The following is a 14,219-nucleotide window of genomic DNA, read 5'->3' as shown; positions in this document are numbered from 1 at the left end:
AGGGGCTATTTAGGCAGGCTTACGATGGGGTAGCTAAGTGGTGTTTTGTCGCTGTGATTGATACTGTGTACTGTATTGGCATTGTAAGAAGTAAGGCTGGGCTGTAGTGCTAAATTAAAGTCCTGTTATTACCTTTGCTACATTAAGTCACTTAGGCTTGATTGGTTGGCTAATACTCTCTTTTAACTTTGGTCATTTATATTTATGGCTGGGATCAAAAACGCCAGCGTTAAGCTGGCGTTTGTTATGCGAGGTTAAAGCTATTATGCTTTAGGTCCTGCATTTTTAATTTCGTCTGATACGTCATATTTAGTGAAGTTTTCAGTGAAATCGGCTGCAAGTTTAGCTGCATATTCAGCATACTTAGCTTTGTCTTCCCAGGTATTAATTGGGTTAAGTAAGTTGCTGTCTACACCTGGAACTGCTACCGGTACGTCTAGGTTTAAAACATCAATGTGTTGAGTTTCTACGCCAGCTAATTTACCCGATACAATAGCATCTACTACAGCACGTGTAGTTGGAATATCAAAACGCTTACCAGTACCGTAAGGGCCGCCAGTCCAACCTGTGTTAACTAGGTATACTTTAGCGCCAAACTCACGTACACGCTTCATTAGAAGCTCAGCATAAACACCTGCTGGACGTGGGAAGAATGGTGCGCCAAAACAAGTTGAGAATGTTGACTCAATATCGCTTGTAGAACCAATTTCAGTAGAGCCCACTTTTGCAGTGTAACCACTTAAGAAGTGAAATGCTGCCGCTTCTTCAGTCAGTATTGATACTGGAGGAAGTACACCACTTACGTCACACGTTAAAAATACCACTGCTTTTGGCTCGCCTGCGCGGTTTTCTACTTTACGTTTTTCAACGTGCTCAAGAGGGTACGCAGCACGGCTATTTTGTGTAAGGCTAGTATCGTTAAAGTCAGGTACACGATTTTCATCAAGCACTACGTTCTCTAAAATAGTACCAAAGCGGATCGCATCCCAAATAACAGGTTCATTTTTTTGTGATAGGTCGATACATTTAGCGTAACAGCCGCCTTCAATGTTAAACACACTACCAGATGCCCAGCCGTGTTCGTCATCGCCAATTAAAAAGCGAGTTGGATCTGCTGAAAGTGTTGTTTTACCTGTACCAGATAAGCCAAAGAATAAAGCGGTATCGCCTGCTTCACCTACGTTTGCAGAGCAGTGCATTGGTAACACACCTTTCGCTGGAAGTAGGAAGTTCTGTACAGAGAACATTGATTTTTTCATTTCACCGGCATAACGCATACCAGCAAGTAACACTTTGCGTTGTGCAAAGTTAATGAGTACCGTACCGTCACTGTTTGTGCCATCGCGCTCAGGCTCACATACAAATGAAGGAACGTTCATTACTTGCCACTGAGGTACGTCAGATGAGTTGTAAGATTTAGGTTGAATAAACATATTTTTAGCAAAAATATGATGCCATGCAGTTTCTGTAGTAACAACAACAGGTAGATAGTGCTCTGGATCAGCGCCTACTTCAAGGTGAGAGATGAAGTGATCATTACTTTGTACATACGCTTCTACGCGTGCCCACAAAGCATCAAACTTATCTGCGTCGAATGGACGGTTTACGTTGCCCCATTGGATTTCGTTTTCAGTACTAGATTCTTGAACAATAAAGCGATCTTTTGGAGAACGACCGGTGCGATGACCAGTATTTGCTACAAAAGCACCATTGGCTGCTAAAGTACCCTCGCCACGACGGATCGCGTGTTCGACAAGTTCAGCTGCAGTTAGATCGACAAAACGAGTAGCGCTTGAAGTCATGTTTATACCTAAATTGTGTGAGATTGAACGGGATAGCCTGGGTCTTGTTAACCTTTAAGCTGCGATAATAGTAACAGATGAGCTAAGGATATTCGAGCTTATGAAGGTGTTAAAAACACATATATTGGGTAAAAAACATGAATAATTTCAATGACACCGGTATCATAAAAACGGCTATTTTTATGATACCGGTGTCATTTTGAAATTATAAAAAAAGCCACATGGTATGTGGCTTTTTTATAATTTACTTTTAATGCGCGATTAGTTAAAAATGTTTTTCACATCTTGCTCATCAAAAAGATAATCTTTTAGACAGTAATGGCAGCTAATTTTGATTTCGCCATGCTCAGCAACATCATCAAGTAGCGCTTGTTGGCCAATATTAACTAATGCAGTCATGGTTTTTTCGCGGGTACAACCACACTTAAATTGAATGCTTTGTGGCTCAAACACACGCGGGTTATCTTCGTGGTACAAACGAGTTAGTACGGTGTTAGCATCAAGCTCTAATAGTTCTTCATCTTTAATAGTATGGCTAAGAGCTTCTAAATGGGCAAAGTCTTCAATAGATTTTTGTTTATCAACGGGTAAAACTTGTAAAAATAAACCACAAGCTTTGGCATTCCCCTCGGTTGTATCGGTTGCAAACCAAAGACGCGTTTTTAATTGCTCTGATTGCTCAAAGTAAGCCTCTATACATTCACTTAAGGTTTCATGCTCTAAAGGTACTATACCTTGATAGCGCTCCCCTTTGGTTGGCGTAATAGTAATCACCATATAGCCTTGGCCTATCAACTCTTTTATTGTGCTTCCTGTGACTTCACTTTGTAAGCGAGCTATACCACGCATGTTTTGTTTGTCGTCGCCATTAATTACTGCGTATTTAACCGGCCCATCACCTTGTAGTTGAACAGCTATTTCGCCTTCAAATTTTAAGGTGGCTGTTAATAAACAGGTCGCAACAAGCAGTTCACCCAATAATGCTTTAACAGCGTCAGGGTAATTATGATTGGCGATCATTTCGTTGTAGGCATTCTCAATTTGTACGAGTTCGCCACGAACATCGAGATTGTCGAATAAATAACGGTGGAGTAAATCTTGTTGCATGAGCGACTATACCTAACTTAATTTCAATTTTAAAAGTTCGCGTCTTTGCTTCTTATCCGGTTTTTTATCCGGATGAGGTGCAAAAAGGCTGTTATTTTTGCGCGCGATAGAGTTTTCTTCGCGTTTAGCAATACTGGCATCAGATTCTTGATACAAGGTCTGTGCAATGGGGGCGCTTTGGCGTTTTTCAAGTATTTTGAGCACAGTTACTATTTTTTCATCTACCCCTTGGGCTAATTTTATAGTAGCGCCTATTTCTACTATTTTACCTGCTTTGGTACGCTGGCCATTATAATGCACTTTTCCGCCTTGTACCATTTCGCGAGCCGCAGCACGTGTTTTATAAAATCGTGCCGCCCATAACCATTTGTCTAATCTAATTTTTAGCTCATCTTTATGTTCTAAATTAGGGTTAGCATTACTTTTTTTAGCCATAAAGCACCTTTAATAAGTGTTTGCCTAGATTTTAAAATTTACCATAAAAGCTATTTGCGATGAAGGATTACTACAACAGCTGTTTTTATACAGCGGCTAAATTAAAATCAATCTGTTTACAAAGTTTAATATTAGCATGCTTGTTGAATGAAAAATGAAAAGGTACTATGCATAGCGATTAGGTAAAAACCAAAATAAGAATACTATTTATGGAACAGCAAGTTCAACAATTTAAACATTTTATAAGCCGTTTACCGCATGCCAAATTGAGTGCGGTTGTTACATTACTAGTTGTTGTTTATATTGCTTTTTTATCGTCTAAACTCGTTTGGCTTATGTGGCCAAATCCTATTGTGTCACCACTCACGCCAATCTACTACGGACAACATTCAACTGCAGCAAGTAACAATTATTCTCAACATATAATTGAGCAATTTATGTTTGGTAAAATAATTGTTAAAAGCAAGAGCGATGATCACGCTGCAAAAGTTGTAAATGATGCCCCTGAAACGCGCTTAAGTATTAATCTTACTGGTATTGTTGCAGTAAGTAACGACGATAAAGCGGGGCTCGCTATTATAGAGTCACAAGGCAAGCAAGAAACTTACCTAGTAGATGAAGCAGTGCAAGGGACGCGAGCTAAGCTAGCGCAGATATTACCCGACCGCGTTATTTTAACGGTAAACGGACGATTTGAAACATTAATGTTAGATGGTCTCGACTTTACAAAAACGGTATCTATGCCGGTTTTAGCTGCGCGTGATGAAGCTGAAATGGGCCCACAATTAGGGCCTACCCCAAGTGAGCAACAAATAGATATAACTGCCGATCCACACATTAAACAGGCTTTAATCGAAACCCGTGAAGAGTTACTCGAAGAGCCCGGTAAGTTATTTGACTATATTCGCGTGTCACAAGCGATGAGCGATGGGGAACTTATTGGTTATCGCTTGAGTCCAGGTAAAGAGCCTGAGCTATTTAAGCAGATGGGATTACAAAATAACGATTTAGCTGTTGCAATTAATGGCTATCAACTAACAGATTTAAAACAGGCCATGGCAGCCATTAATGAGCTGCGTAACAGTACAGATGCCACTATCACTATTGAACGTGATAACCAGCAAATAGACGTACAATTTAGTCTGCAATAACTTAGCATTGGAGTTTTAATATAATGGTTCAGGCGCTACACCTCACAAAAATTAAAAAAGGGTTAGCTAAGTACGCAGCACTTTTTCTAGCAGCAAGTATTTCGTTTTCTGTTGCTGCAGTTGAATACGCTGCTAACTTTAAAGGCACTGATATTAATGAGTTTATTAATATTGTTGGTAAAAATCTTAATAAAACAATAATTATTGACCCTAACGTACGTGGCAAAGTAAATGTGCGTAGTTATGAGTTAATGGGCGAAGCGCTTTATTATCAATTCTTTTTAAATGTATTAGAAGTTTATGGCTATTCAGCCATTGAAATGGACAATAATATAATAAAAATTGAAAAAAGCTCGGATGCTAAAAAGTCAAACGTACCGCTAATTACTGATGGCAGTGAAGCCAGTGGCGATATGATGATTACCCGAGTTGTACGGGTTAAAAACGTAAGCGTGCAAGAGCTAGGTCCTTTGGTTCGTCAATTTAGCGACCAAAAAGATGGCGGCCATGTTGCCAACTTTAATGCCGCAAACGTAATGATGCTCACCGGGCATGCTGCATCGGTAAACCGCTTAGTTGAAATAATACGCTCGGTTGATCAAGCGGGCGATAAGCGCGTTGATATTGTAAAGCTTAAATTTGCTACCGCAGATGATGTGGTATCTGTAGTTGATAATATTTATAAAGACAGCGGAAAAGGCAGTATTCCAGAATTTTTAATACCTAAAGTGGTTGCCGATGGCCGTACTAACAGCGTTATTGTTAGTGGCGAAGGCCAAGCACGCACCCGTGCTATTGAGCTTATTAAGCGCTTAGACGGTGAGCTTGAAAGCCAAGGGAACACTAAAGTATTTTATCTAAATTACGCAAAAGCAGAAGATTTAGTTAAAGTATTGCAAGGTGTTAGTAAGTCGCTAACAGATGACACTCAAGGCGGCAGCGCAACCAAAACACGTACTCGCAGTAACAACGACACCAGCATAGAAGCCCACCCCGATTCAAACTCATTAATTATTACAGCACAACCCGATACCATGCGCTCGCTTGAGTCAGTTATAGAGCGTTTAGATATTCGCCGTGCGCAAGTATTGGTTGAAGCAATTATAATTGAGGTAATGGAAGGCGACGGTATTAACTTTGGTTTGCAGTGGATTTCTGAGCAAGGCGGTATGCTGCAGTTTAATAATGGCACAACTGTACCGGTTGGTGCGTTAGCTGTAGCGGCTGAGCAAGCACGCGATACTACCGTATCTAAAAATATAATTGGTACCGAAACCGGCACTGTTACTCAGGTTGATGAAACCACTCAGGGTGATTACGGTCCATTAGCATCATTACTCGGTGGCATTAATGGTTTAGCCATGGGGGTGATAAAAAATGATTGGGGCGCAATTGTTCAAGCCGTTTCGACCGATAGTAATTCAAACATTTTGGCGACCCCCTCTATTACTACTATGGATAATGAAGAAGCATCTATTTTGGTCGGTCAAGAAGTACCTATAATTACTGGCTCGCAAACCGGGAGTAATAACACCAACCCATTTCAAACCGTTGAACGCCAAGAAGTGGGTATAAAGCTTAAAGTAACCCCGCAAATTAACGATGGCTCTGCTGTGCAGTTAACTATTGAGCAAGAAGTGTCGAGTGTAAGTGGTGCTACTGCTGTTGATATTTCAGTTAATAAGCGTTCAATTAAAACCACAGTAATGGCCGATGATGGCGGTATGGTGGTACTTGGTGGCTTAATAGATGAAGACGTACAAGAAAGTGTGTCTAAGGTGCCACTACTAGGCGACATTCCTATTTTAGGTCACTTATTTAAATCAACTAATACCACACGACGTAAGCGTAACCTTATTGTATTTATTCGCCCGACTATTATTCGCGACGGAATTAGTATGAATAAGTTGAGCTTTAATAAATATAATTTTATTCGTGGCGAGCAATTTAAGCAGCGCGAAGATGGTATAGAGTTAATGCCAAGAACCGACACTCCTATTTTACCCGAGTGGAATGATGAGCTAATACTGCCACCTACGTATGAAGAGCATTTACGTAAACAAAATGCACAAGAGCGTAAAGATGACTAAGGCGATTGAAGAGATAAACCAAGATGTGGTTCATCCTAATACGCATCATCCGGACGAGCTATTAACCAGTGACGACTTAGTTGAGTTACCCGCTAAACGTTTGCCTTTTTCATACGCACGGCGAGCCGGTGTACTGCTGAGTAAAAATAAAGAGCAGCGCATAGTGTATTACCGTGGCGAACTTGATATTGACGTACTGTTAGAAGTACGCCGTATTGCAGGGCATGGTTTTACGCTTGAGCAGCTTGCTGATGACAAGTTTGAGCTACTGCTAGAGGCTTCGTATCAGCGAGATAGTTCTGAAACGCAACAAATGATGGAAGACATTGGCAACGAAGTTGACTTGTTTTCATTAGTAGACGAATTGCCACAAACCGAAGATTTATTGGCAGGCGATGATGATGCGCCAATTATTAAACTTATAAATGCGATGCTCAGTGAAGCAATTAAAGAGGGGGCGTCTGATATTCATATTGAAACCTTTGAGCAAGAACTGGTTATTCGCTTTAGGGTTGATGGTGTATTAAAAGAGGTACTTAAACCTAATCGTAAATTAGCATCCTTGCTGGTATCGCGAATAAAGGTAATGGCTAAGCTCGATATTGCCGAAAAACGTATACCACAAGATGGCCGTATTAGTTTGCGTATTGCAGGGCGTGCGGTTGATGTACGGGTATCAACCATGCCATCGAGTTTTGGTGAGCGTGTTGTGCTGCGTTTACTGGATAAAAATAACGCTCACTTAAATCTTGAAGATTTAGGTATGACCGCACAAAACCGTGAATTGTTTGCAAATTTAATTAGTAAACCCCATGGCATTATTTTAGTAACCGGGCCTACAGGCTCTGGTAAAAGTACCACCTTGTACGCAGGTATGAGTCAAATAAACTCTCGCGATCGTAATATTTTAACGGTTGAAGACCCCATTGAATACGAAATACCGGGCATTGGCCAAACGCAAGTGAATACTAAAGTAGGTATGACCTTTGCGCGTGGCTTGCGGGCTATTTTACGTCAAGATCCCGATGTAGTGATGGTTGGTGAAATACGCGACCTAGAAACCGCTCAAATTGGTGTGCAAGCATCATTAACCGGTCACTTGGTAATGTCTACGTTGCATACAAATACTGCTTCTGGCGCTATTACTCGTATGGAAGATATGGGAGTGGAGCCATTTTTACTGTCATCGTCGTTACTCGGTGTGTTATCGCAGCGACTAGTACGCACACTGTGTAAAAGCTGTAAAAAAGAACATGTAGCCGATGAGCGCGAGTGCCAGTTATTAGGCGTACCGTTTGAAAGCAAACCAACAATACACCGTGCAGTGGGGTGTGAGGCATGTAACTTTAATGGTTATAAAGGCCGTACTGGTATTCATGAGTTATTAGTGGTGGACGAAACCATTCGTGAAATGATCCACAATGGCAAGGGCGAGCAAAGCGTTGAAAAATACATTCGCAAGCTCAGTCCAAGTATTCGTCAAGATGGCTGTAGCCGTGTACTTGCAGGTAAAACAACACTTGAAGAAGTATTGCGTGTTACCCGTGAGGAAGGCTAATAATGGCAGCATTTGAATACCGTGCCTTAGATGGCCGAGGCAAAGAAAAAAAAGGCATTTTAGAAGCGGATACAGCAAAACAAATTCGCCAAATATTACGCGATCAAAAATTAACGCCGCTCGAAGTTGTACCCGCGGCGCAAAGTGATAAACAGGTTAAAGGCCAAAAAACGTCATTACTTGGCGGTTTGTTTAAACCTACTATATCAACCTCAGATTTGGCGCTTATAACTCGCCAGTTAGCAACACTCATTCAATCGGCTCTGCCAGTTGAGGGGGCTGTAATGGCTGTGGCTGAGCAATGTGAAAAACCACGTTTAAAACGCATGCTAATGTCGGTACGCTCAAAAGTAGTGGAAGGGTATACCCTTGCCGACGGTATGAGTGAGTTTCCGCATGTGTTTGACGATTTATACCGCGCTATGGTTGCCGCAGGCGAAAAGTCAGGGCATTTAGACCAAGTACTAAACCGGCTTGCCGATTACACCGAACAGCGCCAATATATGCGCAGTCAAATAACGCAAGCTATGGTGTACCCCATTATTTTAGTGGTGTTTGCTATTGCAATTGTGTCGGTTTTATTAGGTACTGTAGTACCTAAAATACTTAAAACGTTTGAGAAAACCAAGCAAGTACTCCCTTGGACCACTGAGTGGGTAATGGCGGGAAGTCATTTTGTACAAAATTATTGGTTTATTAGTTTAATTGTAATAACGGGCCTAGCGATAGGGATTAAGCATGCTTTAAAACAGCCTAAAATTCGTTTTTGGTGGGATGATAAAATATTGCATATGCCCGGTATTGGTAAAGTAGCTAGAGGTATTAATACCGCCCGCTTTGCCCGAACTTTAAGTATTTTATCATCAAGCTCGGTACCGCTACTTGAAGGTATGCGTATTGCGGGTGGAGTGCTGATCAACGAAAAAATTAAAAAAGCAGTTGCCGATGCAGCGGATAGAGTAAGCGAAGGGGCAAGTTTAAGAGCGGCCTTACAGCAAACTAAATTGTTTCCGCCAATGATGCTACATATGATAGCCAGCGGTGAAAAATCTGGCGAGCTGGAGCAAATGTTAGAACGCGCTGCTAATAACCAAGATCGCGAATTTGAAAGTATGGTTAATGTATCGCTAAAACTATTAGAACCCGCAATGATCGCTTTAATGGCGGTTATTGTATTATTTATAGTAATGGCAATTTTACAGCCAATTATGGCAATGAATAAAGCTGTAGGGCTTTAACTTAAAAGTAAATTAATGGTTTAATAAACCATTGTTTAGTGTTTTTAGAATAATGAGGTAATTACGTGAATAAACAATCAGGTTTTTCTTTGCTAGAAGTGATGGTCGTACTGGTTATAATTGGCATGATCATGTCAATTGTGGCACCTAATATTATGGGTCAACAAGAAGAGGCCGCTATCGATAAAGCACACTTAGATATTCAGCAGCTTGAAGATGCAATGAGCCTTTATAAGCTTAAAAATAAAAGCTACCCAAGTACCGAGCAAGGCCTAGAAGCATTGGTTAATAAAACCAGCATAGAGCCAATACCAAAACGTTTTCCAGATGGTGGCTTTATTAGTAAATTACCAGAGGATCCGTGGGGCAATACTTATCAGTTAATTAGCCCAGGAGAAATTGGTAAATTTGATATTTTTTCTTTAGGTCCAGATGGCCAAGCCGGCACCGATGACGACATTGGTAACTGGGACGAAGAAAAACAGTAATGGCCATCAATCGCGCAGTGTATTTATATACTAATACCCAGGGCTTACTATGCAAGTAAGCTCTGAGAGATTGCGTGCAAAAAGCCGCGGCTTTAGTTTAATCGAAATTTTAGTGGTATTAGTGATCATCGCTTTTGCCACAAAAATGGTGGTATATAGCTTAGAAGGCGGCGCTGAGGATGAGTTAGATACTCAAGCGCTTAGGCTGCATACCACCATTAATATGGCATCAGAATTTGCTATTTTAAACCAAGTTGAATTGGGTTTTCATATAGACAACAACGTATTTGAGTTTTTAGTTTTTGATGGTAAAAAGTGGGTAAGCTTTGTCAGAGAAGCATTATTTGAGCCGGTTGAATTTGATCCACGCTTTAAACTAGCGCTTAACCTAGACGACTTAGCTTGGGCGCAAGATAACTTACTCGAGCAAGCAAATTGGCGTGAGCTAATGAGCGGAGACGAAGACAGCTTATTGGAGCTTAAAAAGTTTAAAATTCCGCAAGTGCTAATACTATCTTCGGGCGAAGTAAGTGCATTTCAATTAACACTCGAATTAAAAGAGCAAAGCGAGCCGGTTTACTTTATTGAAGGCGAGTTTACTGCGCCAGTGAATTTACGCCGAGAGCCCGAATAATGCGCCAGTATAATAAAGGTTTTACTTTACTTGAAGTGCTAGTGGCATTGAGTATTTGTGCTATGGCAGGTATTGCAGCAATGCAAGCAACCAGTGAGCACATTCATCATCTATCTAGCATAGAAGAGCAAACTTACGCCTCATGGGTTGCCGAAAACATTATGGTAGAGCAGCGTACCAAAGGCGAACAATGGGAAGGGAAAGACGGCGTGCGCGGTAGTGAAGTTATGGCGGGTGTTGAATGGTTTTGGCGCCAAGATATAGGTAAAACCGCAGATAAAGACTTTGTAAAATTAACCATTAATATATTTAGTGATGAAAAATACGAACACTCAATATATGAGCTGGCAACTTATTTAAATAAAGGCAAAAAATAAGTGAAGCAACGCGGATTTACCTTACTTGAAGTGATGGTAGCCTTGGGGATTTTAGGCTTTGTTATTATGGCCACGCACCAAATACTAGATACCACTACCCGCGCCAAAGAGGCTTCGGATGATAAAATAGCCGAGCTAAATGGTTTGCAAACCACCTTTAGGTTAATGGATCAAGATTTTAGTCAAATGACCAAACGTGCTGTACGCAATGAAGCAGGCGATGTGCAAGAGCAGTATTTGCTAGCCGGACGCTATGTTTTAGATAGCCAATATGATGGCATTGGCTTTGTGCGCGACGGCTGGATAAATCCAATTAATTTATTACCACGCTCAGAATTACAAGCTGTGGGTTATCGCGTAATAAACGACAACTTGGAGCGAGTGTACCGGGTATATGTTGATCAGCTTGACAATATGGAGCCGCGTGTACAGGTTGTTTTAAAAAACATTGAAGAGCTAAAGTTTGAATTTTTAGACGATAAAAACGAATGGCAAGCTAAGTGGCAAATTAAAGCACTTCCTAAAGCGGTTGCTGTTACGCTGCAACAAATTGAGGCGGAGCCAATTAGGCGAGTATTTTTAGTGCCAGGACAAGGTAAAGAAATTCTACCATCGAGCCCATCAACTGATGATGCACTGGCCGATGAAGGTAACCCGCAAGAAGGTGGGCAGTAATGGGGCTGCGTTCTTCTCGTGGAGCCGCACTTGTTATTGTGCTGTTTATTGTTGCATTAGCGGCCATTTTAGCCGTAGAAATGAGTGCTAACTTAATGGTGCAAGTGCAAAAAAGTACTAACTTACAGGGTCATCAACAAGCTAAGTGGTATGCCTATGGTGCAGAAGAGCTTGCCATAAAAGCGCTGATTAAAAGCAAAAGAGACGATCCTGACAAAACCACGTTAGATCAAATATGGGCGCAGCAAGGCGATATACCTTACCCAGTTGATAACGGCACACTAAGCGGAAAAATAACGGATTTACAAGCATGTTTAAACTTAAATGCTATAGCCGTAGAACCAGGTTTAAATAGTGCTAGCAAAACCAATCCAGCGCACAAGGCCTTGTTCGCATTACTTGAAAATATTGAAGATTTACCGGCACAAGAGTCAGAGGAAACCATGGCTGACAGTGTGTTTGATTGGCTAGACGAAAACAGCATTACATACCGTTCAGGAGCAGAAGAAGGGGAATACTTGTCGCGTCAATTTCCGTACATGACCGCCAATAGCTTATTTGCATCAACCTCAGAGCTGCGTTTGGTTAAAGGTTTTAACCCATTAGTAATGGAAAAAGTGCTGCCTTATGTTTGTGTAATACCTGGTAGCACTTTATTGTCTATTAATGTGAATACCTTAGCAGCAGAGCAAGCACTCATTTTGAGTACCCTTATAGATGAGCTAAGTGTATCGGGTGCTGAAGCTGTGATTGCTGCTCGCCCAGATGCAGGCTTTGAAAGTAAAGCTGCCTTTTTTGAACAAGTTCAGCAGCAAGGCGGGCAAAACGTCAAAGCGGTAGAAAAATTGTTTAGTATTAATAGCGAATATTTTAAATTACAAACGCAGGCAAACTTTGTTGATCTGCGTTTTTCGATGACCACATTACTGCACGCCAAAGACGGCGACGTAACGATACTGGCGCGAAAATTTGGAGGCGTACAGTGACAGAAATACTGTTGATCCGCACGGGTCAAACCGAACAAGAGTTACTTAATTGGTTAATATACTCACCACAAGAACAACAAATAATAGCCAGTGGTGAGCTAGTTAATGCCAGTTATTTAAACGAACTGAGCGAAAAATCGCTAGGGCGCGAAGTCGTTGTATTATTGCCTTGTGACCAAGTGCAATTAAAAACGGTAATGCTACCGACTAAATGGAATCGTAAGTTAGAGCAAGCTTTGCCTTATATGCTCGAAGAAGATATAGCGTGCGATATAGATGAGCTATTTATTGCTGTAGGTGAGCCAGTGATGATTGGCGAGCAGCATGCTGTTCGTGTTGCTATGACCGACCGCGAATGGTTTGAGGCGTGGCTAGCGCTATTTGCAGAGCATAATTTATCGGTATATAAAATATTACCCGATGCTTTGTTATTACCCCCAGCAGATGAGGACACAGTAACGGCAATAGCACTTAATAATCAGTGGTTATTTAAACAAGGCCCATGGCGTATAAGTGCAGTAGAGACGAGCTGGTTAAATGGTTACTTAACAGCAATGGGTAATCCAGATGTAAAGCATTTTAGTCCGGCGACTCAGTTTCCTGAAACGGTAAACTTACAGGCTCAAACCAGTGATTACGACCTACCGCTGGCCTTATTTGCTAAGCAACTAGAGCATACTAAGTTTAATCTTCGCCAAGGTATGTATCAGCTTAAAAAGAAAAGCACCTTATGGTGGGGGTACTGGAAAAGTGCTGCCATTATTACCAGCGTTGCCTTAGTAGCGAGTATTACGATTAAAGCTATAGAGTTGCATCAGCTAAATACCCAGTTAGAACTTGCTAAAGCACAGGTAATTGAGCGCTACCAAAAGGCATTTCCGGGAACTAAGGTTCGCCCACACCTTATTAAAAACCAAATTAAAGGTGCACTGGCAAAAATACAAGATACCAGCGACGCTGGATTTTTAGAGTTAACCACAGAATTAGTGGGGGTGTTTTCGCAGGTAAGTAATTTTACCCCTGAAACACTGCGTTATGACAAAAAACGTAATGAATTACGTATGAGAGCACGCGCAAAAGACTTTCAAACCTTTGGTAAAGTTAAAGCCATACTTGAACAGCAAGGGTTAACGGTTGATCAAGGTTCGTTAAGTAACGATGGTGACTTTGTGGTTGGCGAAATTAAACTGCGAGGTGCAGTATGAAGCAGCAGTTAATTAAACATTGGCGCTCACTAAAAGAGCAAGAGCAGCAGTTAATAATCGTTGCGAGTGGTATTTTTATTGTGTTTATTTTAGTGATGGGCATTTTTAGACCCTTAAATAATGCAATAGCAAGTGCTGAGCAATCGCAATTAAAACAGCAAGAGCTACTAGTGTGGGTTGACGAAAGTATTGTAAAGCTCAAGGCCGCTGGTAATACACAAGTGGTTAATAGTCAAAACATTAGCCAAATAGTTAACGCCACCCGCGGACGCTATAAAATAAATATTAGTAAAATGCAGCCAAGTAATAACTCGCTACGTTTAACGCTCGACTCAGTAGAGTTTAATCAATTAATACTGTGGCTTGATGAACTGGTCAATCAACATGGTCTACGGGTCGAAAATTTAGATTTGAGCCGTGACGATAAGTCGGGCTATGTACGTGTTAGCCGTTTGCTATTAGAGAAGTAATGA

Annotated in this window: 14 protein-coding genes; 11 read left to right on the top strand and 3 right to left on the bottom strand. The window is 41.2% G+C overall.

Annotation, left to right across the window (positions count from 1 at the left end):
- Positions 1 to 263: 263 nt before the first annotated feature.
- The 3 genes from CIK86_RS12055 to hslR form a co-directional block, all read right to left on the bottom strand.
- A complete protein-coding gene (locus CIK86_RS12055; RefSeq protein WP_086996712.1) occupies positions 264 to 1,802 on the bottom strand; it encodes a phosphoenolpyruvate carboxykinase in 1,539 nt (512 codons plus the stop codon).
- A gap of 261 nt (positions 1,803 to 2,063) precedes the next feature.
- On the bottom strand, positions 2,064 to 2,909 hold the full coding sequence (hslO, locus tag CIK86_RS12050) for an Hsp33 family molecular chaperone HslO (RefSeq protein WP_086996708.1): 846 nt from the start codon (positions 2,907 to 2,909) through the stop codon (positions 2,064 to 2,066).
- A 12-nt stretch (positions 2,910 to 2,921) separates the two neighbouring features.
- Positions 2,922 to 3,344: a ribosome-associated heat shock protein Hsp15 gene (hslR, locus tag CIK86_RS12045; protein WP_011326947.1), complete on the bottom strand. Its 423-nt coding sequence runs from the start codon at positions 3,342 to 3,344 to the stop codon at positions 2,922 to 2,924.
- Between the two features lie 209 nt (positions 3,345 to 3,553).
- Between hslR and gspC the strand changes: the two genes are divergently transcribed.
- The 11 genes from gspC (at position 3,554) to CIK86_RS11990 (ending at position 14,216) form a co-directional block, all read left to right on the top strand.
- Entirely contained in the window at positions 3,554 to 4,495 is a 942-nt protein-coding gene (gspC, locus tag CIK86_RS12040; protein ID WP_086996705.1) for a type II secretion system protein GspC, read from the top strand.
- Between the two features lie 23 nt (positions 4,496 to 4,518).
- Positions 4,519 to 6,585 (top strand): type II secretion system secretin GspD, encoded by a 2,067-nt coding sequence (gene gspD / locus CIK86_RS12035; protein ID WP_086996702.1) that lies wholly within the window; start codon positions 4,519 to 4,521, stop codon positions 6,583 to 6,585.
- A complete protein-coding gene (gene gspE / locus CIK86_RS12030; RefSeq protein ID WP_058372373.1) occupies positions 6,578 to 8,143 on the top strand; it encodes a type II secretion system ATPase GspE in 1,566 nt (521 codons plus the stop codon). The genes gspD and gspE overlap by 8 nt, the downstream gene beginning before the upstream one ends.
- Positions 8,144 to 8,145: 2 nt before the next feature.
- Positions 8,146 to 9,381: a type II secretion system inner membrane protein GspF gene (gene gspF / locus CIK86_RS12025; protein WP_086996699.1), complete on the top strand. Its 1,236-nt coding sequence runs from the start codon at positions 8,146 to 8,148 to the stop codon at positions 9,379 to 9,381.
- Positions 9,382 to 9,446: 65 nt separating this feature from the next.
- The gene (gene gspG / locus CIK86_RS12020) at positions 9,447 to 9,869 is read left to right on the top strand and encodes a type II secretion system major pseudopilin GspG (RefSeq protein WP_041454317.1); all 423 of its coding nucleotides are present in this window, start codon (positions 9,447 to 9,449) and stop codon (positions 9,867 to 9,869) included.
- A 49-nt stretch (positions 9,870 to 9,918) separates the two neighbouring features.
- On the top strand, positions 9,919 to 10,503 hold the full coding sequence (gene gspH, locus CIK86_RS12015) for a type II secretion system minor pseudopilin GspH (protein ID WP_086996697.1): 585 nt from the start codon (positions 9,919 to 9,921) through the stop codon (positions 10,501 to 10,503).
- Positions 10,503 to 10,880, top strand: a complete 378-nt coding sequence (gspI, locus tag CIK86_RS12010) for a type II secretion system minor pseudopilin GspI (protein ID WP_086996694.1) — start codon at positions 10,503 to 10,505, stop codon at positions 10,878 to 10,880. The genes gspH and gspI overlap by 1 nt, the downstream gene beginning before the upstream one ends.
- Positions 10,881 to 11,555 (top strand): type II secretion system minor pseudopilin GspJ, encoded by a 675-nt coding sequence (gene gspJ, locus CIK86_RS12005; RefSeq protein WP_011326955.1) that lies wholly within the window; start codon positions 10,881 to 10,883, stop codon positions 11,553 to 11,555.
- Complete coding sequence (gene gspK, locus CIK86_RS12000; RefSeq protein ID WP_086996691.1) at positions 11,555 to 12,541, top strand: type II secretion system minor pseudopilin GspK; 987 nt, start codon at positions 11,555 to 11,557, stop codon at positions 12,539 to 12,541. Before gspJ ends, gspK begins: the two co-directional genes overlap by 1 nt.
- Entirely contained in the window at positions 12,538 to 13,746 is a 1,209-nt protein-coding gene (gene gspL / locus CIK86_RS11995) for a type II secretion system protein GspL (protein ID WP_011326957.1), read from the top strand. Before gspK ends, gspL begins: the two co-directional genes overlap by 4 nt.
- Positions 13,743 to 14,216 carry a type II secretion system protein M gene (locus tag CIK86_RS11990; protein ID WP_011326958.1) on the top strand — a complete coding sequence of 158 codons (474 nt, stop codon included), beginning with the start codon at positions 13,743 to 13,745 and terminating at the stop codon, positions 14,214 to 14,216. The genes gspL and CIK86_RS11990 overlap by 4 nt, the downstream gene beginning before the upstream one ends.
- Positions 14,217 to 14,219 lie beyond the last annotated feature (3 nt).

Origin of the sequence: Pseudoalteromonas sp. JB197 (genome assembly GCF_002332205.1) — a bacterium.
Classification (GTDB): domain Bacteria; phylum Pseudomonadota; class Gammaproteobacteria; order Enterobacterales; family Alteromonadaceae; genus Pseudoalteromonas; species Pseudoalteromonas nigrifaciens.
Note: the sequence above shows the minus strand (reverse complement) of the source record. Positions and strands in the feature narration are given on the sequence as shown.